Genomic DNA, 20,839 nt, shown 5'->3' on the forward strand with positions numbered 1-20,839 from the left:
TCTGATCGAAAAGCACTGGTCTGTGCCACTTGGCGACGATTATTATGCCGGCCTTTCACGCCCGGCGGGCTGCCGGTCTGTCTAACCTCAAGGCGAAACCATGCTTGTTCTGGGATTGGAAACTTCGTGCGACGAGACGGGTGTCGCGCTCTACGACAGCGAGCGCGGCCTGCTGGCCGATGCACTGTTCAGTCAGATCGACCTGCACCGTGCATACGGCGGTGTGGTGCCCGAGCTGGCCTCGCGTGACCACGTCAAACGCATGCTGCCGCTGATCCGCCAGGTTCTGGAGGAGGCCGGCTGCGTGGCTACCGACATCGACGCCATCGCCTACACCGCTGGGCCGGGCCTGGTCGGCGCCTTGCTGGTCGGCGCCTCCTGCGCCCAGGCCCTGGCGTTCGCCTGGGATATCCCGGCCATCGGCGTGCACCATATGGAAGGCCATCTGCTGGCACCCATGCTCGAGCCGACTCCACCGGCTTTTCCGTTCGTCGCCTTGTTGGTATCGGGTGGGCACACCCAACTGGTTCGGGTCGATGGAATCGGCGAATACCAGTTGCTCGGCGAGTCGCTGGACGATGCTGCCGGCGAAGCGTTCGACAAGACCGCCAAGCTGATGGGCCTGCGTTATCCCGGCGGCCCGGAAATCGCCCGGCTCGCCGAGCGTGGCACGCCAGGGCGCTTCGTGTTTCCGCGGCCGATGACCGATCGTCCTGGCCTGGATTTCAGCTTCAGCGGTCTGAAGACCTTCACGCTCAATACCTGGCAGCAATGCGGCGCCAATGGCGACGACAGCGAGCAGACCCGTTGCGACGTGGCCCTGGCATTCCAGCAGGCGGTGGTCGAGACGCTGACCATCAAATGTCGCCGGGCGCTCAAGCAGACCGGCCTCAACAGCCTGGTGATAGCCGGCGGCGTAAGCGCCAACCAGGCGCTACGCGTGTCGCTGGAGGACATGCTGGCAGCGCTGAAGGGCAAGGTCTTCTACGCCCGTCCGGCATTCTGTACCGACAACGGCGCGATGATCGCCTACGCCGGTTGCCAGCGCCTGCTGGCCGGGCAGCATCAGGACCTGGCGATCAGCGTACAGGCACGCTGGCCGATGGAAGATCTGCCTAGCTGCGAGCCTCGTGCAGGGCATTGAACGAGAGCGGGATGTTTGCTCTTAGCTTGAAGCTTGCAAGTGCCTGGTCAGAAATGCCGCTCACGGCCGGCCCACAGATCGCGTAGATTGCTGCGGTGGCGCCAGACGATCAGCCCGCTGAGCACGCACATCGGCAGCAGCGCAGCCGGCTGTTGCCAGGCGAGCAGGGGCAGGGTCAGCGGCGCGGCGGTCAGTGCGGCGAGGGAGCTGGTACGGGTCAGGGTGAAGGTCAGCAGCCAGGTACAGAGCGCCAGCAGCGCCGCAGGCGGATACAGGCCGAGCAGCATGCCCGCTGCGGTGGCGACGCCCTTGCCGCCGCGAAAACGGAAGTAGACCGGGTAAAGGTGCCCGATCACGGCCGCCAGCCCCAGCCAGGCCTGCTGTTGCAGGTCGAATCCAAGGTGGGCGGCAAGCACGACCGGCAGCAAACCTTTGAACAGATCGCCAATCAGCGTGAGAATGGCCAGGCGCTTGCCCGCTACCCTGAGCATGTTGGTGGCGCCGGGATTACCCGAACCACTGGCGCGCGGGTCCGCCAGGCCGGTCATGCGGCTGAGCAGGATAGCGAAGGACAGCGAGCCGAGCAGGTAGGCGAGGATCGCCAGCAACCAAAACATGGTATCCATTCCGCGCCGGGGGATGCCCGATTCTAACGAGGTACGGCGAGCTTGTCGTGCCGTGGAGAGCATGCTTGGACACAGTGTTTATCGCGGGTCTGGAAGTCGATACCGTCATCGGTGCCTACGACTGGGAACGCACCATCCGCCAATGTCTGCAGTTGGATCTCTGGCTGGGCTGGGACAACCGTCCGGCGGCCGAGGATGATGATTTGACCAAGGCGCTGGATTACGCCTCGGTGTCCACGCGTATTCAGGCGTTCGCCAGCGAATCGCAGTTCATCCTCGTGGAAACCTTCGCCGAGCGGCTGGTCGAGCTGTTGATGAATGAATTCGGCATCCCCTGGGTGCGTTTGCGCCTGACCAAGCCGGGCGCAGTGCCTGCTGCCCGTGGCGGTGTTGGCGTGGAGATCGAGCGCGGATGTCGCTAACCCCGATACTGCTGGGCCTGGGCAGCAACATCCAGCGCGAGGAACATCTGCGCGCCGGCCTTGATGCGCTGGCCGAGATCGTTACCGACATGCGCTGTTCGCCGGTCTTCGAAAGCCTGGCGGTGGGCATCAAGAGCGGGCCGTTCTTCAATCTGGTGATTGCCGGGCAGACCACCTTGCCGCTGCTCGAGCTGGATCGCCGGCTGAAATTCATCGAAGCCGACAATGGCCGTTACGCCCCGGATCGCAAGGGCTTGCCGCTGGATATCGACGTGTTGATGTACGACGCCCTGGTCGGCAGCTTCGATGGTCTGGTGCTGCCCCGTGCGGAAATCCTCAAGAACGCTTTCGTGCTCAGGCCACTGGCCCTGCTGGTACCGGACGTCGAGCATCCGGGCGTCGGGCGCAGCTTCGCCCAGTTGTGGCGCGAGGCGCGGATCGAGCAGCAACTGTGGCCGGTGTCCTTTCAGTGGCGAGGCAGCGAGCTGACGCCTGCCGAGTTGCTGCCATCGCCCTGAGAACCTGTTCATGATCTTTGGAAGCAGTTTTCCAACCATTCCAAAGCGATAACGACAACCTGGCGAAAGCCGCCGTTCATTGTGTGGGGCGCCAGTTGGTGGGCTGAAGCGGATCGCCGCCCGGCCCACCCGGTTAGATGCGCGGCTGTAGGGTGGGCTTCAGCCCACCAAATCGAAGGTCCGCTTTCGCCTTGAGGTGCTAAGTCTCCCCGCGGATTTGCTTGAAAGCCTTGAGCGCTGCAAGGCGCTCGCGACTGAGGGCGTCGCCCAGTTCGGCGCCCTTGTAACCGCGCTCAAGAAGGGGCTGCACGGCGACGTCACGAACCGCCTGCATGGCGGCCAGCAGGTAGCCGGCTTGCGGGTACTCACGCTGTTCCAGGCCATGACGACCCCGGGCATCCATTTCGCTGGCGGCCACGAAAGCCTCGAAGCGCTGCGGGCGGCGGAACACGTCGAAGCGCTGCATCAGCTCCAGCAGCGTAGAGGCTCGCAGCTCCATGGCGCGGTGGGCGTGGGTGTGGAACTCCCCGACCAGTTCGGCCAACTCCTGGCATTCCCGGGGTACCTTGCAGCGGCTGTTGATCGCCTGGATCAGCGGGATGCCGTGCTGTTCGTGGGCGATATGCCTAGGCCATTCGGCGGGCTCGGTGAGGCCCTTGCCCACGTCGTGCAGCAGGCAGGCCCAGCGGACCGGCAGCGGTTGATCGTGTTCGGCACACTGGCGCAGCACGGCCAGTACGTGGATGCCGGTGTCTATCTCGGGGTGATGAGCCGGTGGCTGCGGTACGCCGAACAGCGCATCCACCTCGGGTAGCAGGGCTGCCAGGGCTCCGCAGTCGTGCAGTACCTGAATGAAAACGTCAGGTCGTGGCTCCATCAGAGCACGGGAGATCTCTTTCCAACTGCGTTCCGGTGTCAGGGCGTCCAGCTCGCCGGATTCCGCAAGTTGGCGCATCAGCGCCTGGGTCTCGGCGGCCACGCTGAAGCCCAGTGGTGCATAACGGGCTGCGAAGCGCGCTACCCGCAAAACACGCAGTGGGTCCTCGGCGAAAGCCAGCGAGACATGCCGCAGCTGTTTGGCAGCCAGGTCGCGTTGCCCGCCATAGGGGTCGATAAGCCCGCCATCTGGATCCTCGGCGATGGCGTTGATGGTCAGGTCGCGGCGGATCAGATCCTCTTCGAGAGTCACTTCCGGGCTGGCATGGAAGGTGAAGCCGCCGTAGCCGCGGCCACTCTTGCGTTCGGTACGCGCCAGGGCGTATTCCTCGCCTGTTTGCGGGTGCAGGAACACCGGGAAATCCGCGCCAACCGGGCGATAGCCCGCTTCCAGCATGGCCTCGGCAGTAGCGCCGACCACGACCCAGTCGATCTCGGTGACCGGGCGGCCGAGCAGGCGATCTCGTACGGCGCCGCCAACTTTATAGATGAGCATAGGGTTCTCCGTCATCGGCAGAGGATAACCGCTGTGCCGGAGCCTGTCGTTGCGCACGAAGACGCGGGCCCAATCAGGGCCCGCTATCAAAGTGGAGGGATATGCAGATCCAGGCGCGGAAACTCGCCGTTCGCGGCCGTGTCGCTTTTGGGCGGCACGTGCTGGGTGTTGACGATCTGTTCGCCCTGCAGGGTCTGCAGGTGGATATCGAAGCCCCACAGCCGGTGCAGGTGCTTGAGTACTTCCTCGGTGGAGCTGCCCAGCGGTTTGCGGTCGTGCTGGAAGTGACGCAGGGTCAGTGAGCGATCGCCGCGCCGGTCGATGCTCCAGATCTGCACGTTGGGTTCGCGATTGCCCAGGTTGTACTGGGCCGCCAGGGTTTCGCGGATGGTGCGGTAGCCTGGCTCGTCATGGATGGCGGGCACGCTCAACTCGTCCTTCTGGTCATCATCGAGAATGCTGAACAGCTTCAGGTCACGGATTACCTTGGGCGACAGGTACTGCAGGATGAAGCTCTCGTCCTTGAAGCTGGTCATGGCGAATTTCAGTGTGCTCAGCCAGTCGCTGCCGGCAATATCCGGGAACCAGTGACGATCTTCTTCCGTAGGCTCTTCGCAAATGCGGCGGATGTCGCGATACATCGCGAAGCCCAGCGCGTAGGGATTGATGCCGCTGTAATAGGGGCTGTCGAAAGACGGTTGCAGCACCACGCTGGTGTGCGACTGCAAGAACTCCATCATGAAGCCTTCGGTAACCAGGCCTTCGTCGTAGAGGTCGTTCATCAGGGTGTAATGCCAGAAGGTCGCCCAGCCCTCGTTCATGACCTGGGTCTGGCGCTGCGGATAGAAATACTGGGCGATCTTGCGCACGATGCGGATCACTTCGCGCTGCCAGGGCTCCAGCAGCGGGGCGTGCTTTTCCAGGAAATACAGGATGTTTTCCTGGGGCTCCGCGGGAAAGCGCTTGCTGTCGCCGTCACCGGCCTTGCTGGCGCTCTTGGGGATGGTGCGCCACAGATCGTTGATCTGGCGCTGCAGGTGCTCTTCGCGATCCTTCTGGCGACGTCGCTCCTCTTCGGCGGAGATTGGGTAGGGCCGCTTGTAGCGATCCACACCGTAGTTCATCAGCGCATGGCAGGAGTCGATCAGGTCCTCGACCGCGTCGATGCCATGGCGCTCTTCGCACTGGGTGATGTACTGCTTGGCGAACACCAGGTAATCGATGATCGAACTGGCGTCGGTCCAGGTGCGGAACAGGTAGTTGCCCTTGAAGAAGCTGTTGTGACCGTAACAGGCATGGGCGATCACCAGCGCCTGCATGGTGATGGTGTTTTCCTCCATCAGGTAGGCGATGCAGGGGTCGGAGTTGATCACGATTTCGTAAGCCAGCCCCATCTGGCCGCGGCTGTAGGACTTTTCAGTGCTGAGGAACTGTTTGCCGTACGACCAGTGGTGATAACCCAGTGGCATACCTACCGATGCGTAGGCATCCATCATCTGCTCGGCGGTGATCACCTCGATCTGGTTCGGATAGGTGTCCAGCGCATAGCGTTCGGCGAGCCGGCTGATTTCCCGGTCGTAGTCGCGAATCAGCTCGAAGGTCCATTCCGAGCCGGTGGACAGGGGCTGGCGTTTCCTGTTGCTGGCGCTGCTGCTCATGTCGAAAGCCTCCGCTGGAACAGTTCGCGGAATACCGGGTAGATATCTCCCGCCGATACCAGTTGCTGTTGGGCGAAGGTCTCGTCGAAGGCTTCGGCGACCCGTTCGTATTCGAACCACAGAGCCTGGTGCTCGCGCGGGGTGATTTCCACGTAGGTGAAGTACTGCACGAAAGGCATGATCTGCTTGATCAGGATGTCTCTGCACACCGGTGAGTCGTCGTTCCAGTTGTCACCGTCGGAAGCCTGGGCGCCATAGATGTTCCATTCGTTGACCGGGTAACGCTCGGCCATGATCTCCTGCATCATTTTCAGGGCGCTGGATACGATGGTGCCGCCGGTTTCCCGCGAGTAGAAGAACTCTTCCTCGTCCACTTCCTTGGCACTGGTGTGGTGGCGGATGAAGACCACATCGATCTTGTCGTAATTGCGCTTGAGGAACAGGTACAGGAGGATGAAGAAGCGCTTGGCGACATCCTTGGTGGCCTGGGTCATGGAGCCGGACACGTCCATCAGGCAGAACATCACCGCCTTGGAGCTGGGCGTGGGGTGTTTGACCAGCAGGTTGTACTTGAGGTCGAAGGTATCGAGAAACGGCACGCGGTGAATGCGCGCGCTAAGCCGTTCGATTTCAGCCTCGAGAAGCTGAATGTCGCCGAAGTTGTCCGGTTCTTCTCTACGCAGGCGTTCCAGCTCGGCTTTGGTCTCCCGCAGCTTTGCCCGGCTGCTGCCGGATAGTGCGATACGCCGCGCATGTGCCGAACGCAAGGTGCGGATGATGTTGATCCGCGACGGATTGCCTTCGCTGCTGATCCCGGCGCGTACGGTCTTGAAGGTTTCGGCACCGGTCAGGTGGCGCTTGACCAGATTGGGTAGCTCCAGATCCTCGAACATGAAGTCGAGGAATTCTTCCTGGGTGATCTGGAAGACGAACTCATCCATGCCGTCGCCGGAGTTGCTGGCCTTGCCTGCCCCCTGGCCACCGCCGCCACCCTGCGGCCGCGGGATGCGTTCGCCAGCGATAAAGTCCTTGTTGCCCGGATGCACGACGGTCTGCTTGCCGCCCCGGCCATGGTGCAGCACCGGTTCGTCGATATCGCGCCCTGGAATGCTGATCTGCTCGCCGTGTTCCATATCGGTGATGGAGCGGCGGCTAACCGCCTCTTCCACAGCCTTCTTGATGTGATCACGGTAACGACGGATGAACCGCTGGCGGTTCACCGTGCTCTTGTTCTTGCCATTCAGGCGACGGTCGATCACGTAGCTCATAGGCCCTCCGGGCCAGCTTAAAGCGGCAAGCTACAAGCTGCAGGTCGGCCGTATCTGGCCCGTGCTTTTCTTGCAGCTTGAAGCCTGGCGCTTGTGGCTGCTGTTATTGCGATTTACGTACGCGCAAATACCACTCGGACAGCAGGCGCACCTGCTTCTCGGTGTAACCGCGCTCGACCATTCGTTTGACGAAGTCGTTGTGCTTCTGCTGGTCCTCCTTGCTGGCCTTGGCGTTGAAGCTGATGACGGGCAGCAGGTCTTCGGTGTTGGAGAACATCTTCTTCTCGATCACCACACGCAGCTTCTCGTAGCTCAGCCAGGTCGGATTCTTGCCGTTGTTGTTGGCGCGGGCACGCAGCACGAAATTGACGATTTCGTTGCGGAAATCCTTCGGGTTACTGATGCCGGCGGGCTTCTCGATCTTCTCCAGTTCCTCGTTTAGGGCGACGCGATTGAGGATCTCGCCGGTCTCCGGATCGCGGTATTCCTGGTCCTGAATCCAGAAGTCCGCATACAGCACGTAACGGTCGAAGATGTTCTGGCCATACTCGCTGTAGGACTCGAGATAGGCGGTCTGAATCTCCTTGCCGATGAACTCGATGTAGCGCGGTGCCAGGTATTCCTTGATGAAGCGCAGATAGCGTTCGCGTACTTCGCCGGGGAACTGCTCCTGCTCGATCTGCTGCTCCAGCACGTAGAGCAGATGCACCGGGTTGGCGGCGATCTCATGGGGGTCGAAGTTGAACACCTTGGAGAGAATCTTGAAGGCGAAGCGGGTCGACAGACCATTCATGCCCTCGTCGACGCCAGCGGCATCGCGATACTCCTGAATCGATTTGGCCTTTGGATCGGTGTCCTTGAGGTTTTCCCCGTCGTAGACGCGCATCTTCGAGTAGATGTTGGAGTTGTCCGGCTCCTTGAGGCGCGACAGCGTGGAGAACTGGGCCAGCATCTTCAGCGTATCCGGCGCGCAGTGCGCGTTGGCCAGCGAACTGCTGATCAACAGCTTGTCGTAGATCTTGATCTCGTCGTTGACGCGCAGGCAGTAGGGCACCTTGACGATGTAGATACGGTCGATGAATGCTTCATTGTTCTTGTTGTTGCGGAAGGTATGCCATTCCGATTCGTTGGAGTGGGCCAGCAGAATGCCGTTGTAGGGGATCGCCCCAAGGCCTTCGGTGCTGTTGTAGTTGCCTTCCTGGGTGGCGGTGAGCAGTGGGTGCAGCACCTTGATAGGCGCCTTGAACATCTCGACGAATTCCATCAGGCCCTGGTTGGCCCGGCACAGCGCGCCCGAGTAGCTGTAGGCGTCGGCATCGTTCTGCGGGTATTCCTCGAGCTTGCGGATGTCCACCTTGCCCACCAGGGCGGAAATGTCCTGGTTGTTCTCGTCGCCAGGCTCGGTCTTGGCGATGGCGATCTGGTTGAGGATCGAAGGGTAGAGCTTGACCACCCGGAACTGGCTGATATCGCCGCCGAACTCGGCCAGGCGCTTGCTGGCCCAGGGCGACATGATGCTGCCCAGGTAGCGCCGCTCGATACCGTAATCTTCCTCCAGAATCGCGGCGTCCTCGGCGGCATTGAACAGCCCCAGCGGGGACTCGAAGACCGGCGAGCCCTTGATGGCGTAGAAGGGAACCTTCTCCATCAGTTGCTTGAGCTTTTCAGCCAGCGACGATTTACCGCCACCGACCGGGCCCAGCAAGTAGAGGATCTGTTTCTTCTCTTCCAGGCCCTGAGCGGCGTGCCGGAAGTAGGAAACGATCTGCTCTATGCATTCTTCCATGCCGTGGAAGTCGGCGAAGGCGGGATAGCGACGGATCACCTTGTTGGAAAAGATGCGCGACAACCGCGGGGTATGCGACGTATCGAGCAGCTCCGGTTCGCCGATCGCCATCAGCAACCTTTCGGAGGCGCTGGCGTAGGCGCTGCGATCCTGTTTGCACAGTTCGAGGTACTCCTGCAGCGAGTACTCCTCCTGGCGGGTCGCCTCGAATCGTTGCTGGAAGTGACTGAAAATGCTCATGACTTCACCTCGCTCGATGCTTGGAGCCGGCCGGGATCGGTCGAGCGGGTGCATGCAGGCCCGGCGCTTGCGCAACCGGGATGAATCCCCCGAGCACCCCCGCAGCCAGTCAGAACCTCGTGGTCGGCCTGTCCGTGGCGTGGCAGGTTAGAGGACAGCCGCCGCCGGGTGTTACCCGTGCGGCGTATCGGCTGCCTTCTCCTGCCATGACCATTCGTTGCATGGCCTGACTGTCTGCTGAAGGTGGTTACCGATGGCCCGTTCGGCCGATTGGCCGGCTACCTGAATTGGGATGGCCTGAGGTAAGGATAGTTCGGAATCGGCAGGGTCAAGGCGCAATCGCCGATAGTCGCCCCGTCGCGGCGCCCTTGAGGGGGCCAAGCCCAGTGCTGGCGCGGGCCTGGCGGGAGAATTTTTTTATTCCGGCTGGCTGGACGCGGTTTCCTGCGGGAAGGTGTTGCGCCACAGTTCGAAGCCACCATCGAGACTGTAGACGTCGGAGAAGCCTTGGCCAACCAGGTACGCGGCTGCGCTCTGGCTCGAGTTGCCGTGGTAGCAGGCGACGATCACCGGCCCGTCGAGATCGGCCTTGGCGATGAAGTCAGGCAGCGAGTAGTTGTCCAGGTGCTGTGACCCGCTGATATGCCCGGCAGCGAAGCTCTGCGGGTCACGGATGTCGACCACCACCGCGCCATTCTCACGCAGGGCGTGGGCCTGTTCCGGGGGGATGCGTTTGAACTCGCTCATGCTGTTTCCTCATTGCAGTCGCAGCGATGATACTCGCCGCTGTCGATATTCATCAGGGTCAGGCTGCCGCCCCACACGCAGCCCGAATCCAGGGCGAACACCCCAGGCTCATCGCAATGCCCTTCCAGGGAGGCCCAGTGGCCGAAAACGATCTTCTGGCCACGGGTCTTGCGTTGTTTGTGGCTGAACCAGGGCAAGTAGCCGGCGGGTGCGGTGCCCAAGCCTTCCTTGCTTTTCAGGTCCAGGGTGCCGTCCGCCTTGCAGAAGCGCATGCGGGTGAAATAGTTGGTGATCACCCGCAGTCGCGCCACACCCTGCAGTTCCTTGTCCCAGCGCGCAGGCTCGTTGCCGTACATGCCGTCGAGGAACATCGGGTAGAGGGCGTCATCGGCCAGCGCGCCCTCGACTTCAGCCGCACGCCTGAGCGCCTTGGCCATGTTCCATTGCGGGGGAATGCCTGCGTGCACCAGGGCCATGTCACGCTGCTCATCGTAATGCAGCAGTCTTTGCCTGCGCAGCCAGTCGAGCAGCTCGTCGCGATCCTCCGCCTCGAGGATTTCCCGCAGGGTGTCGCCGCGCTTCAAGCGTTCGATGTTGCGCGAGGCAGCCAGCAGGTGCAGGTCATGATTGCCCAGCACGCAGACCAGTGCGTGGCGCATGCGATACAGGAAACGCAGCGTTTCCAGCGAGTCGGGGCCGCGGTTGATCAGGTCGCCGACCAGCCACAGGCGATCATGCTCGGGATTGAACGCGACGCGCTGCAGCAGGCATTGCAGCGGCTTGAGGCAGCCCTGCAGATCACCAACGGCATAGGTCGCCATCAGTGCAGGGCACCAGGGACGGCAAGACGGAAGGGCGCGATGGGCGCGTCGAAGCGTTTGCCGTCATCGGCGATCATCTGGTAACTGCCCTGCATGGTGCCAACCTGAGTCGCCATCAGCGTGCCGCTGCTGTAGCTGTGGCTGGTGCCTGGCTCGATCAACGGTTGCTCGCCAATCACCCCGGCGCCACGCACCTCCTGGACCTGACCGTTGCCATCGGTGATCAGCCAGTGGCGCGACAGCAGTTGCGCGGGCAGGCTGCCCGTATTGGCGATGGTCACGTCGTAGGCGAACGCGAAGCGGTTCTGCTGCGGCTGCGACTGCTCCGGCAGGTAGCGGGTGACGATACTGACGTCTATCTGGTAACGAGGGTCGGACATGGGCACTCGACAAGTCAGGTGAGCGAAGGGGCGGGTTGTTCCGCCAACTGATCGGCCAGGCGCACGAAGGCGGCCAGATCCAACTGTTCCGGGCGCAAGCTGCCGTCGACGCCAGCCGCCTCGATTTCGCTGGCTGGGAGCAGGGCCTTGAGGGTGTTGCGCAGGGTCTTGCGACGCTGGTTGAAAGCTTCGCGCACCACCCGCTCGAGCAGATGATGGTCCTTGGCCGGGTGCGGCAGCTGCTTGTGCGGCGTGAGCCGGACGATGGCCGAGTCCACCTTGGGGGGCGGGTTGAAGGCGCCGGGGCCGACGTTGAACAGATGTTCAACCTGACAATGGTACTGGACCATGATCGACAGGCGACCCCAATCGCCGCCACCAGGGCCGGCAGCCAGGCGTTCGACCACTTCCTTCTGCAGCATGAAGTGCATGTCGCGGATCAGGTGGGCGTTGGCAAGCAGGTGAAAAATCAGTGGCGTGGAGATGTTGTAGGGCAGGTTGCCGACCACGCGCAGGCTGCCAGGCTCGGCCTGCAGGCGGGCGAAGTCGAATTTGAGGGCATCGCCCTGATTCAGGCGAAAACGCGGTTCATTGCCGAACTTCGCTTCCAGAATGGGGATCAGGTCGAGATCCAGCTCGATCACGTCGAGCCTGGCGCCACTGTTCAGCAGCCCTTCTGTCAATGCGCCCTGACCCGGGCCGATCTCCAGCAGGTGTTCGTTGTCACGGGCATGGATGGCGCGCAGGATGCGATGGATCACGCCGGCATCGTGAAGGAAGTTCTGGCCAAAGCGTTTGCGCGCACGGTGTTGGTAAGGCTCGGACATCGAAGAGCAGCTCCAAGCTTCAAGCTGCAAGCCATAAGCGACAGCAGAAAGCGGTAAGGCGAAAACGCTCAGTTTAGCAGGGAAAGGGCTTCTACTTGTGGCTTGTCGCTGGCAGCTTGCGGCTGCCCTGGGCCATTTCATAGGCAGTTTCCAAAGCGACCTGCAGGCTGCCGCAGTCGATCCGGCCGCTGCCGGCGAGATCCAGAGCGGTGCCGTGATCGACCGAAGTGCGAACGATCGGCAGGCCCAGGGTCACGTTCACGGCAGCTCCGAAGCCTTTGTACTTGAGTACCGGCAGCCCCTGATCGTGGTACATGGCCAGCACCGCGTCGCAGTGTTCCAGGTGTTTTGGCGTGAACAGGGTATCGGCCGGCAGTGGGCCGATCAGGTCGATGCCCTCGCCACGCAAGCGCTGCAGTGCCGGTTCGATGATGTCGATTTCCTCGCGACCAAGGTGGCCGCCTTCTCCAGCGTGAGGGTTGAGGCCACAGACCAGAATACGGGGTGCGGCAATGCCGAACTTGTCGCGCAGGTCGGCATGCAGAATGCGTGTCACGCGTTGCAGGCGCTCTTCGGTGATCGCGTCAGCCACCTCCTTGAGCGGCAGGTGGGTGGTCACCAGGGCAACGCGCAGGCCATGGGTTGCCAGCATCATCACCACCTGCTCGGTATGCGTCAGGTCGGCGAGAAATTCGGTGTGGCCGGAAAAAGCGATGCCAGCATCGTTGATGATGCCCTTGTGTACCGGCGCGGTTATCAGCCCTGCGAAATCGCCGTCCAGGCAACCCTGGCCCGCGCGCGTAAGGGTCTGCAGTACGTAGGCCGCATTGGTCTTGTCCAGTTTGCCGGTTGTTACCGGCTGCCCCAGAGGTGTATCCCATACATACAGGCTGCCAGCTGGGGCCGGCTGTTGCGGCCAGTTGCCGGGGGCGGTTTCGATCAGGCTGATGGTCAGCCCTAGCTCCACCGCGCGCGCCTTCAGCAATGCGCTGCTGGCGATGCAGATCAGCGCATGGGCCTGGCGTTGGGTGGCGAGCAGCAGGCATAGATCCGGGCCAATGCCGGCGGGTTCTCCGGGGGTGAGGGCGAAGCGCAGGCAGTTGGTCATGATCGGCTCTCGAGGGCAGGGCATTGGCGATTCTAGCGCAGGCGCAAATGAAAAAGCCCGGCGCTGGGCCGGGCTCTTCGGTGCAGCATCAACGCGTATTTACAGCTTGATCTCCACATAGGCTTCGTCGCGGATCTGGCGCAGCCAGGTCTGCAGCTCTTCCTCGTACTTGCGGTTGCGCAGCAGGTTCAGCGCCTGCTGTTCGCGCATCTGCTCGCTACTGTCAGTGGCGCGACGGCCCATGACCTGCAGCACGTGCCAGCCGAACTGGCTCTTGAAGGGCTTGGAAACTTCACCGCTGGCGGTATTGTTCATCACTTCGCGGAACTCGGGGACCAGCGCGTTGGGGTCGATCCAGTTCAGGCTACCGCCATTGAGGGCCGAGCCCGGGTCTTCGGAAAAGCTTTTCGCCAGTTCGGCGAAGTCTTCGCCGGACTGGATGCGCTGGTAGAGGCGCTCCGCCAGAACCTGGGCTTCGGCCTCGCTGCGAATTTCGCTGGGCTTGATCAGGATATGGCGTACGTTCACTTCGTCACGGACGGTCGCTGCTTCGCCACCACGCTTCTCCAGTACCTTGAGCAGGATGAAGCCGCCTGGCGTACGGATCGGTTCGCTCACGTCACCGACGCTCATGGCGCCCAGCATGCTGTCGAACGGCGGTGGCAGTTGAGCGGCTTTACGCCAGCCCATCTCGCCGCCGTCCAGCGCCGTTTCACTGGCCGAGTTGGCGATGGCCAACTGGCCGAAGTCGGCGCCCTGACGTGCTTGCTGGTAGATGTCCTGAGCACGCCGTTCGGCGGTCTGTAGGGCATCGGAGGAGGCATCTTCCTGCACCGGGATGACGATGTTGGCCAGGCGGAACTCTTCCGAAAGCTGCATCTTGCCCAGATCGGAGGCCAGGAAGTTCTTCACTTCCTGATCGGTCACCTGGATGCGTTCGGCCACTCGACGCTGACGCACGCGGCTGATGACCATCTCGCGGGAGACCTGATCACGGGCTTCGTTGAACGACAGGCCGTCCTGGGCCAGTGCAGCACGGAACTGCTCGACGCTCATGCCGTTGCGCTGGGCAATGGTGGTGATGGCCTGGTTGAGTTCTTCGTCGCTGATGCGAATGCCGGAGCGCTCGCCCATCTGCAACTGAATGTTCTCGATGATCAGGCGATCCAGCACCTGCTGGGTCAGCACATTGGCCGGTGGCACCTCGGTGCCGCGTTTGGCGATGGTCTGTTGAACCTCGCGGACACGGGCGTCGAGCTGGGTCTGCATGATCACGTCGTTATCGACGATCGCCACCACGCGGTTGAGGGGCTGTACATCGGCGTGTGCCGCGGTACCCAGAAACAGCGCGCCCAACAGCAGCGGGCGCACGCACTCAGAAAGCTTCATCTTCACGTTTACGATAACCTTGAATGCCTTGGTCGAGGAATGTCTCAACGTTGCTACCCGTCACGCCGCCCAGGCCTTTGAGGACGATTTGCAGGAAGATGCCGTTATCCGGCTCGTCGTTGCGCGAGGGGTTGAGGCTGACCTCGTCGTAGTCGATCCAGTAGCGGTTGATGACGCGCAGCTTCCAGCAGCAGCTGTCGTACTCGAAGCCACCGAAGGCTTCCAGGGTACGGTTGCGACCGTAGTCGTACTGCCAGCGGGAAATGACGCTCCACTGCGGACCGAGAGGCCAGATGACTGAGAAGTCATGCTGGCTGATCTTGTAGTAGTCCTTGATGAAGTTCGGGTTTGCCGAGCCATCCGCAAGAGTTTCAGTGCCATAGTCACTGCCGAAGCCCCAACGACCGGTGCTCTGGTCATAGTTGAGGGTGTCATTGCGATAGCGATACCCGACGTTGACGATCTTGCGTGGGTTATCCGCTGGCTGGTAGTGGAACATGGCGCTACCCGAACGAGTGCGATGCGCATCCGGATCCCAGTTGAAGTCCGAGGTGAAGCGCCAGTCCTGGTTGTAGCGATACATGTATTCCAGCGCGTAAGGGGAGACCGAAGACTGCGCCTCATCACGGGTGCGGTAATCGATGCCCGGCATCTGCACCTGGCGGTCTTCGAAGTAGAAGGCCTGGCCGATGCTGAAGCGCTGACGCTCGAAACCGTTAGATTCGATCCAGCGGCTGGTTACGCCGAGGGAGATCTTGTTTTCGTCGCCGATGCGATCCTTGCCGCTGAAACGGTTTTCGCGCCACAGCGATGCGTAGTTGAAACTGCTCTCGCCAGTGTCGAATACAGGAATATCGGTCTGGTCTTCCTCAGGCACATAGAGATAGAACAGGCGCGGCTCGAGGGTCTGGCGAGCTTCGCGACCGAACAGTGAGGTCTGGCGGTCGAAATACAGGCCGCTGTCGACGCTGAACATGCCAACGCCACGATTCTGGCTGCTGCTGTACTGCTCATCGGCCAGGAGCGTGTCCTTGCCGCGCTGATCGATATCCAGGTCATAGTTGGTCTGGAGGTACTTGATCTGAGGCTTGATGAAGCCCCAGCTCCAGTCCAGAGGCAGGCTGACTGCTGGCTCTACGTGCATACGGGTGCCGTTGGAGCGTGCTAGACCTTGGATATTTACGTCATTCCAGGGGCCTTCGGAGTTCCCATTTTGGTCGATGTAGTTGCCGCTACGCAGATCGCGATCGAAGCGTACCAGCTCGGTCCCGTAGGTGAAGTTCAGGCCACCCGGCTCGAATGGCAGCTTGCCGTCCAGGGTGATCTGAGGCAAGCGATCGTACGGGGTCACATCGGTGATGGTGGCCAGCTCGTAGGCGTGAGCATTCAGGCGTGCTGTGTAGCTGTCACCACGCCAGGTCAGCGTGCCACGCTGGTTCACGTAGGTGGACGTTTCGATGCCCAGATCCGTGTTCAGATCCTGGAAGTAGTAAGGGTCGCTGATATCGGTGTAGTCGACCTCGGCCAGCAGGCGGTCATTCAAACCTTGCCTGTGCTGCCAGCTGTACATCCAGCGCTGATCCTTGTAACCCGACTGCAGCTTGCGGTCGTCATTGCTGTCGTCCAGATAGCCTGCACCGACCTGACCTTCGCTGTTGCGGGTCAGGTAACGGAACTCGCCTTCGAGCAGCAGGCCACGATCGGCCATGTAAGTCGGGTACAGGGTGGCGTCGAAGTTCGGCGCCAGGTTGAAGTAGTACGGTGTCTGCAGGGTCAGGCCATTGCTACTGGAACTGCCGAAGCTCGGAGGCAGGAAGCCGGACTGGCGACGGTCATCGATCGGGAAGTAGATGTACGGTGTGTAGAACACCGGAAAATCCTTGACCCGCAGGGTGACGTTGGTCGCGGTACCGAAACCGGTTGCCGGGTTCAGGGTGATGTTGTTACCCGTCAGGTGCCAGGCGTTGCTGCCAGGTTCGCAACTGGTGTAAGTACCATCCTTGAGGCGGATGATCGCGGTTTCTTCGCGCTTGGCGTAGGCCGCGCTGCCGCGTACATGAGCGGCGTGCATCACGTACTCGGCGTTGTCGATCCGTGCTTCACCGTTGTCCAGTTGCAGCTCGGCACGATCACCGACGACCAGGGCGCCCTTGTCGCGCAGACGCACATTGCCGACCAGTTCACCGCGGTTTTCCGCCTGGTGCAGGTTGGCTTCGTCAGCCTCGACCTGCATGCCTGCCTGGCGCACGACCACATCACCGGCGAGGGTGGCGACCTGCTCTTCCTGCTGATAGCGGGAGGCGCGAGCCGAAACGAACATCGGCGCTTCGCTCATCGGCGTGGTGTCGTTCATGCCCGGCCGGCTCGGCTCGATGTAGGAGCCGGAGCAGGATGGGCCGATCTCGGCCAGCTGCGCGCTGGTCAGCTGCTCGCGCGGTACCCAGTCCAGGTGGCTGTAATCGGCACTGCGCGATGCCAGCGCCCGGCCACCACTTTCGGTGACTTGCGTTGGTGCGGCCTTGGTCCCAGGCTTGGCAGTGGCCGCCGTCGTCGTGCCAGCACTTACCGCATTGGTGCTGTGCGTCGGCCGAGTCGGCAGATTGGCCGTGCTGGTTTTCGGCGCACAGGCCCAACCGCCAGCAGGCGAAGCCTGGCAATCGAACTGTTCGGCAGCAGTGGCGAATGGGCTGGCGAAGGGTTGCAGGGCCAGCAGGCCGCCCGTTACCAGAAGCGGGAATTTCTTACGAAAAGCGGGGTATTTTACTGCCATCTTGTTTTCCGGGCTTCCTGTGCGCTTTTGGCCCAGGGGCCGCACGCCTCTCGATGGGCTGAAAAAGATGCTGGATAATAAAGCATGACCCGCGCAACGGCTAGCGCCGTCGGAGACCCTTGTAATGCCTGATCAAGATGTACGTCTGCAACGCCTGCAACAGTGGCTCGAGCCGCAGCTGCAGCAGCTATTCGTTTCCAAGCAGTGGGGAGAGGTGCCACAAGCCCCGTTGCTACCGGCCAGCAGCGATGCCAGCTTTCGTCGATATTTCCGCTGGGAGGCAGCAGGGCGCAGCCTGATCGTGATGGATGCACCGCCTCCCCAGGAAAATTGCCGACCGTTCGTCGAAGTGGCCGCTTTGCTGGCGCGCGCGGATCTCAACGTGCCGCATATCCATGCCGCGGATCTCGAACAGGGCTTCCTGCTGCTCAGCGACCTGGGCCGCCAGACTTACCTGGATGTGATCGATAGCGACAATGCCGACAGCCTGTTCGCGCCCGCCATTGACGCCTTGCTCGCCTATCAGCGCCTGCCCATGGATACGCCATTGCCGCACTATGACGTCGCCCTGCTGCGCCGCGAACTGCAATTGTTTCCGGATTGGTATGTCGCCAGGGAGCTGGGCATCACCTTCGATGCCGCGCAGCAGGCTGCCTGGGAGCGCATTTGCACGCAATTGATCGACAGCGCCCTGGCCCAGCCCAAGGTGCTGGTGCACCGCGACTACATGCCGCGTAATCTGATGATCAGCGAGCCGAACCCCGGTGTGCTGGACTTTCAGGACGCCGTCTATGGCCCCGTCACCTACGATGTCACCAGCCTGTTCAAGGATGCCTTCCTCAGTTGGCCGGAGGCGCGCGTGCAGGCCTGGCTCGAGGATTACTGGCAGCAGGCTCGGGCCGCAGGCATACCGGTGCAGGGCGATGTGCAGGACTTCCTGCGGGCCAGCGACCTGATGGGTGTGCAGCGCCACCTCAAGGTGATCGGTATTTTCGCGCGCATCTGCCACCGGGACGGCAAGCCCCGCTACCTGGCTGACGTGCCGCGTTTCTTCGCCTATATAGATGCGGTACTCGGCAGGCGGCCGGAACTGGCAGAGCTTGGCGAGCTGATTGCCCAGCTCAAGCGCGCCGCGGAGGCTGCCCGATGAAGGCGATGATTCTCGCCGCCGGCAAGGGCGAGCGGCTGCGGCCGCTGACGTTGCATACGCCCAAGCCCCTGGTCAAGGCCGCCGGTGTACCGCTGATCGAGTACCACGTGCAGGCTCTGGCGCGCGCCGGTTTTACCGAGCTGGTGGTCAATCACGCCTGGCTCGGTCAGCAGATCGAGGATTATCTCGGTGACGGCGCACGGTATGGCGTGAGCATCCGCTACTCGCCCGAGGGCGAGCCTCTGGAAACCGGCGGTGGCATCTTCAAGGCCCTGCCTTTGCTGGGCGATGAGCCATTCGTGGTGGTCAACGGCGATATCTTCACCGATTACGATTTCGCCAACCTGCGCCGCCCGCTGGGCGGGCAGGCGCATCTGGTGCTGGTGGACAATCCGCCACATCACCCGAACGGCGACTTCCTGCTGCACGACGGCCAGGTCGAAGATGGCGTGGCGGGCCACGACAGCTTCACCTACAGCGGTATTGCCGTGTTGAGCGCGGCGCTGTTCGCCGGCAGCCAGCCGGGAGCCTTCAAGCTCGCGCCCTTGCTGCGCGATGCCATGGCGGCCGGGCAGGTCAGTGGTGAGCGTTTCTCCGGGTGCTGGGTCGATGTCGGTACCCACGAGCGGCTGGCCGAGGTCGAACGCCTGCTGACGGGCGAGCGCTGATATGTACTGGCCGCTGACGCTGGTTGGTGCCGTGGCGGGCTACGCGCTGGCGAGCATCCCGGGGCTGCTGCTTGGCGGGCTGCTGGGGCAGGTGCTCGACCGGCGCCTGGGGCTGCGTGGCTGGAAGGCGCTGGGAGAGCGACTGCGCAGCGCCTCGGCGGTGGGCGACGAGCACTTGCTGTTCGTCATGCTCGGCCGCCTGGCGAAAAGCGATGGCGTGGTGCAGCAGGCGCATATCCGCCAGGCTCGTGCCGAGATGCAGCGCCTGGCCGTTGGCGAGGCAGCCAAGGCCAGCGCCATCGACGCCTTTTCTCGTGGCAAGACGGGGCAGGACAATCTGCGCGGGCCCCTGCAGCGCCGTCGCGCCGACGCGGATGCGCTGTTGCGCGCCTGCTGGCGCATGGCCTGGGCAGATGGCCGAGTGGGGCAGGCGGAACGTGAGCTGATCCTGCTCTGGGGCAAATGGCTGGGCGTTTCCGCCGATGCTCAGGAGGCGCTGAGTGCCGCCTACTCACCGCGCCGTGGACCACCCACTGCCGCTCCTGACAGTTACCAGCAGGCACTGCGGCTGCTGGGCGTGAATGCCGAGAGTGACACCCAGCAGATCAAGAAAGCCTACCGGCGCCTGCTCAGTCGTCATCATCCGGACAAGATGGCTGGCAGTGGTGCGGTGCCCGAAAAGGTCCGTGAAGCCACCGAGAAGACCCGCGAGCTGCACAACGCCTATGCGCTGATTCGCCAGCGCCGGGGTTTTCGCTGAGGGGGACTAGCGGCAGTGCGTCTACTTGCCGCCTGCCTGCTTGTCGAGCCAGCCGCGCAAGCGTCGGAACAGTTGCTCCTCGGCCACGTCGGCGTTGCCGGGCAAGGCGTCCAGGCCGACCTGCACGAAGGTCGGTTGCTTCTGCCGCTGACTGAGCTGTTTGCGCAGCAGCGCGGCCTGTCGAGCGGTAGTGCTGTCGCGATAATAGAAGTCACCGACACTGGCCTTGAGTTGCGCCAGCAGGTCGTTGATTGGCGATTCGAAGCCTTCTGGCTGACGAAGATCCACCAGCAGCAGATGCGCCACGTTGGCTGGTTTGCGCTCGGCGATATAGCGGGCCGCCCAGTAGGCGCCACTGCCGTGGCCCATCAGCACCAGTGTCTTGGCCTGTTGTTGCCCGGCAAAGGCGATGCCTGCGTCGATCCGGGCGAACACCCGCTCGACATGCGCGGCGCGCGCGGCTTCTGCGTTCTGGGTCGGCTCGGTGGCTGGTGCCGATGTTGGCGCGGGTTCGGGCGTGGCGGGCTCGGCAGGTTTCTCCGCGGGCACCTCCCCAGCCGCCGGGGCGGATTCGACGACGCGTATCGGAAGGTTGGCGCCCTGGGGATCCGGCAGGCTCAGGCTCAGGCTGTGCCAGCCGGCATCCGGCAATTTCTGGCGCAGCGGGCCGATTACCCTCGGTGCATCGGCACTCTCCTCGTCGCCCGGCAGCAGAATCACCGCACCCTTGGGGGCCGGGTCGTTGGCTGGCAGCCATAGGGCGAGGAACTGCGTGCCGGCGGCGTCGAGGCGCTGTTGCTCATCGGCCGCCAACTGACGTTCGAGGGCCAGGGCTTCGAGCTCACTGCGCTCGGCCAGCGGCGCGCGTTGCTCGGGCTTGGTTTCGGCTTGTTCGCCAGTGTCGGCTGGCGGGCTCTGCTCGCCATGCGCGGCCATGGTGCCTGTCAGCAGCATCAGGCACAGCATGTAGCGTGGCGAGTGGCGAAAGCGCATCATCGAAGGGCCCGAGGTCATGCTGAAACGTCAATAGACCCTAGAGCCTAATCACTTGTCGTGGATTTGTCAGATCCAGATGTAGCTTAATGCGGCCTTTCACGGCGGGCGCCTGCCTGCTATCTCCTCGCG

19 protein-coding genes are annotated in these 20,839 nt (G+C 62.5%); 6 read left to right on the forward strand and 13 right to left on the reverse strand.

Translation table 11 applies throughout. The features are described 5' to 3' along the window. The first annotated feature begins 100 nt into the window (after positions 1–100). Positions 101–1,144, forward strand: coding sequence for a tRNA (adenosine(37)-N6)-threonylcarbamoyltransferase complex transferase subunit TsaD (gene tsaD, locus QRN22_RS20235; RefSeq protein ID WP_042556578.1), 1,044 nt, complete (start codon positions 101–103; stop codon positions 1,142–1,144). A 47-nt stretch (positions 1,145–1,191) separates the two neighbouring features. On the opposite strand, the gene plsY is transcribed toward tsaD, so the two are convergent. Beyond that, entirely contained in the window at positions 1,192–1,761 is a 570-nt protein-coding gene (gene plsY / locus QRN22_RS20240; protein WP_042556628.1) for a glycerol-3-phosphate 1-O-acyltransferase PlsY, read from the reverse strand. A 74-nt stretch (positions 1,762–1,835) separates the two neighbouring features. Between plsY and folB the strand changes: the two genes are divergently transcribed. After that, entirely contained in the window at positions 1,836–2,192 is a 357-nt protein-coding gene (folB, locus tag QRN22_RS20245) for a dihydroneopterin aldolase (protein WP_042556579.1), read from the forward strand. Next, positions 2,183–2,710: a 2-amino-4-hydroxy-6-hydroxymethyldihydropteridine diphosphokinase gene (gene folK / locus QRN22_RS20250; RefSeq protein ID WP_042556580.1), complete on the forward strand. Its 528-nt coding sequence runs from the start codon at positions 2,183–2,185 to the stop codon at positions 2,708–2,710. Before folB ends, folK begins: the two co-directional genes overlap by 10 nt. A gap of 199 nt (positions 2,711–2,909) precedes the next feature. On the opposite strand, the gene QRN22_RS20255 is transcribed toward folK, so the two are convergent. The 11 genes from QRN22_RS20255 to QRN22_RS20305 all read right to left on the reverse strand — a co-directional run bounded on the left by QRN22_RS20255 (position 2,910) and on the right by QRN22_RS20305 (position 17,136). Beyond that, positions 2,910–4,142, reverse strand: a complete 1,233-nt coding sequence (locus QRN22_RS20255; RefSeq protein WP_042556581.1) for a multifunctional CCA addition/repair protein — start codon at positions 4,140–4,142, stop codon at positions 2,910–2,912. Between the two features lie 86 nt (positions 4,143–4,228). Beyond that, complete coding sequence (locus QRN22_RS20260) at positions 4,229–5,800, reverse strand: SpoVR family protein (RefSeq protein ID WP_042556582.1); 1,572 nt, start codon at positions 5,798–5,800, stop codon at positions 4,229–4,231. Beyond that, positions 5,797–7,068: a YeaH/YhbH family protein gene (locus QRN22_RS20265; protein WP_042556583.1), complete on the reverse strand. Its 1,272-nt coding sequence runs from the start codon at positions 7,066–7,068 to the stop codon at positions 5,797–5,799. Before QRN22_RS20265 ends, QRN22_RS20260 begins: the two co-directional genes overlap by 4 nt. A gap of 103 nt (positions 7,069–7,171) precedes the next feature. Further along, complete coding sequence (locus QRN22_RS20270) at positions 7,172–9,094, reverse strand: PrkA family serine protein kinase (RefSeq protein ID WP_042556584.1); 1,923 nt, start codon at positions 9,092–9,094, stop codon at positions 7,172–7,174. Positions 9,095–9,511: 417 nt separating this feature from the next. Then, a complete protein-coding gene (glpE, locus tag QRN22_RS20275; protein WP_042556585.1) occupies positions 9,512–9,841 on the reverse strand; it encodes a thiosulfate sulfurtransferase GlpE in 330 nt (109 codons plus the stop codon). After that, positions 9,838–10,662: a symmetrical bis(5'-nucleosyl)-tetraphosphatase gene (locus tag QRN22_RS20280; RefSeq protein ID WP_042556586.1), complete on the reverse strand. Its 825-nt coding sequence runs from the start codon at positions 10,660–10,662 to the stop codon at positions 9,838–9,840. The genes glpE and QRN22_RS20280 overlap by 4 nt, the downstream gene beginning before the upstream one ends. After that, positions 10,662–11,042, reverse strand: coding sequence for a Co2+/Mg2+ efflux facilitator ApaG/CorD (gene apaG, locus QRN22_RS20285; RefSeq protein ID WP_042556587.1), 381 nt, complete (start codon positions 11,040–11,042; stop codon positions 10,662–10,664). Before apaG ends, QRN22_RS20280 begins: the two co-directional genes overlap by 1 nt. Positions 11,043–11,056: 14 nt before the next feature. Next, the gene (gene rsmA, locus QRN22_RS20290; protein WP_042556588.1) at positions 11,057–11,869 is read right to left on the reverse strand and encodes a 16S rRNA (adenine(1518)-N(6)/adenine(1519)-N(6))-dimethyltransferase RsmA; all 813 of its coding nucleotides are present in this window, start codon (positions 11,867–11,869) and stop codon (positions 11,057–11,059) included. Between the two features lie 91 nt (positions 11,870–11,960). Further along, positions 11,961–12,977, reverse strand: a complete 1,017-nt coding sequence (gene pdxA, locus QRN22_RS20295; protein ID WP_042556589.1) for a 4-hydroxythreonine-4-phosphate dehydrogenase PdxA — start codon at positions 12,975–12,977, stop codon at positions 11,961–11,963. Between the two features lie 99 nt (positions 12,978–13,076). After that, positions 13,077–14,366 carry a peptidylprolyl isomerase gene (locus QRN22_RS20300; RefSeq protein ID WP_042556590.1) on the reverse strand — a complete coding sequence of 430 codons (1,290 nt, stop codon included), beginning with the start codon at positions 14,364–14,366 and terminating at the stop codon, positions 13,077–13,079. After that, positions 14,353–17,136, reverse strand: coding sequence for an LPS-assembly protein LptD (locus tag QRN22_RS20305; protein ID WP_042556591.1), 2,784 nt, complete (start codon positions 17,134–17,136; stop codon positions 14,353–14,355). The genes QRN22_RS20300 and QRN22_RS20305 overlap by 14 nt, the downstream gene beginning before the upstream one ends. A 124-nt stretch (positions 17,137–17,260) precedes the next feature. Between QRN22_RS20305 and QRN22_RS20310 the strand changes: the two genes are divergently transcribed. From QRN22_RS20310 to QRN22_RS20320, 3 genes are read left to right on the forward strand one after another with little or no spacing between them, the layout of a single operon-like run. Then, positions 17,261–18,286 (forward strand): aminoglycoside phosphotransferase family protein, encoded by a 1,026-nt coding sequence (locus QRN22_RS20310; protein WP_042556592.1) that lies wholly within the window; start codon positions 17,261–17,263, stop codon positions 18,284–18,286. Further along, entirely contained in the window at positions 18,283–18,954 is a 672-nt protein-coding gene (gene murU, locus QRN22_RS20315; RefSeq protein WP_042556593.1) for an N-acetylmuramate alpha-1-phosphate uridylyltransferase MurU, read from the forward strand. The genes QRN22_RS20310 and murU overlap by 4 nt, the downstream gene beginning before the upstream one ends. Before the next feature lies 1 nt (position 18,955). Next, entirely contained in the window at positions 18,956–19,714 is a 759-nt protein-coding gene (locus QRN22_RS20320) for a DnaJ domain-containing protein (RefSeq protein ID WP_042556594.1), read from the forward strand. Positions 19,715–19,735: 21 nt separating this feature from the next. Here QRN22_RS20320 and QRN22_RS20325 read toward each other — a convergent pair whose 3' ends face one another. Beyond that, complete coding sequence (locus QRN22_RS20325) at positions 19,736–20,728, reverse strand: alpha/beta hydrolase family protein (RefSeq protein ID WP_231570243.1); 993 nt, start codon at positions 20,726–20,728, stop codon at positions 19,736–19,738. Between the last annotated feature and the right edge of the window lie 111 nt (positions 20,729–20,839).

Source organism: Pseudomonas sp. MEJ086, assembly GCF_030209025.1.
Taxonomy (GTDB): domain Bacteria; phylum Pseudomonadota; class Gammaproteobacteria; order Pseudomonadales; family Pseudomonadaceae; genus Aquipseudomonas; species Aquipseudomonas fulva_A.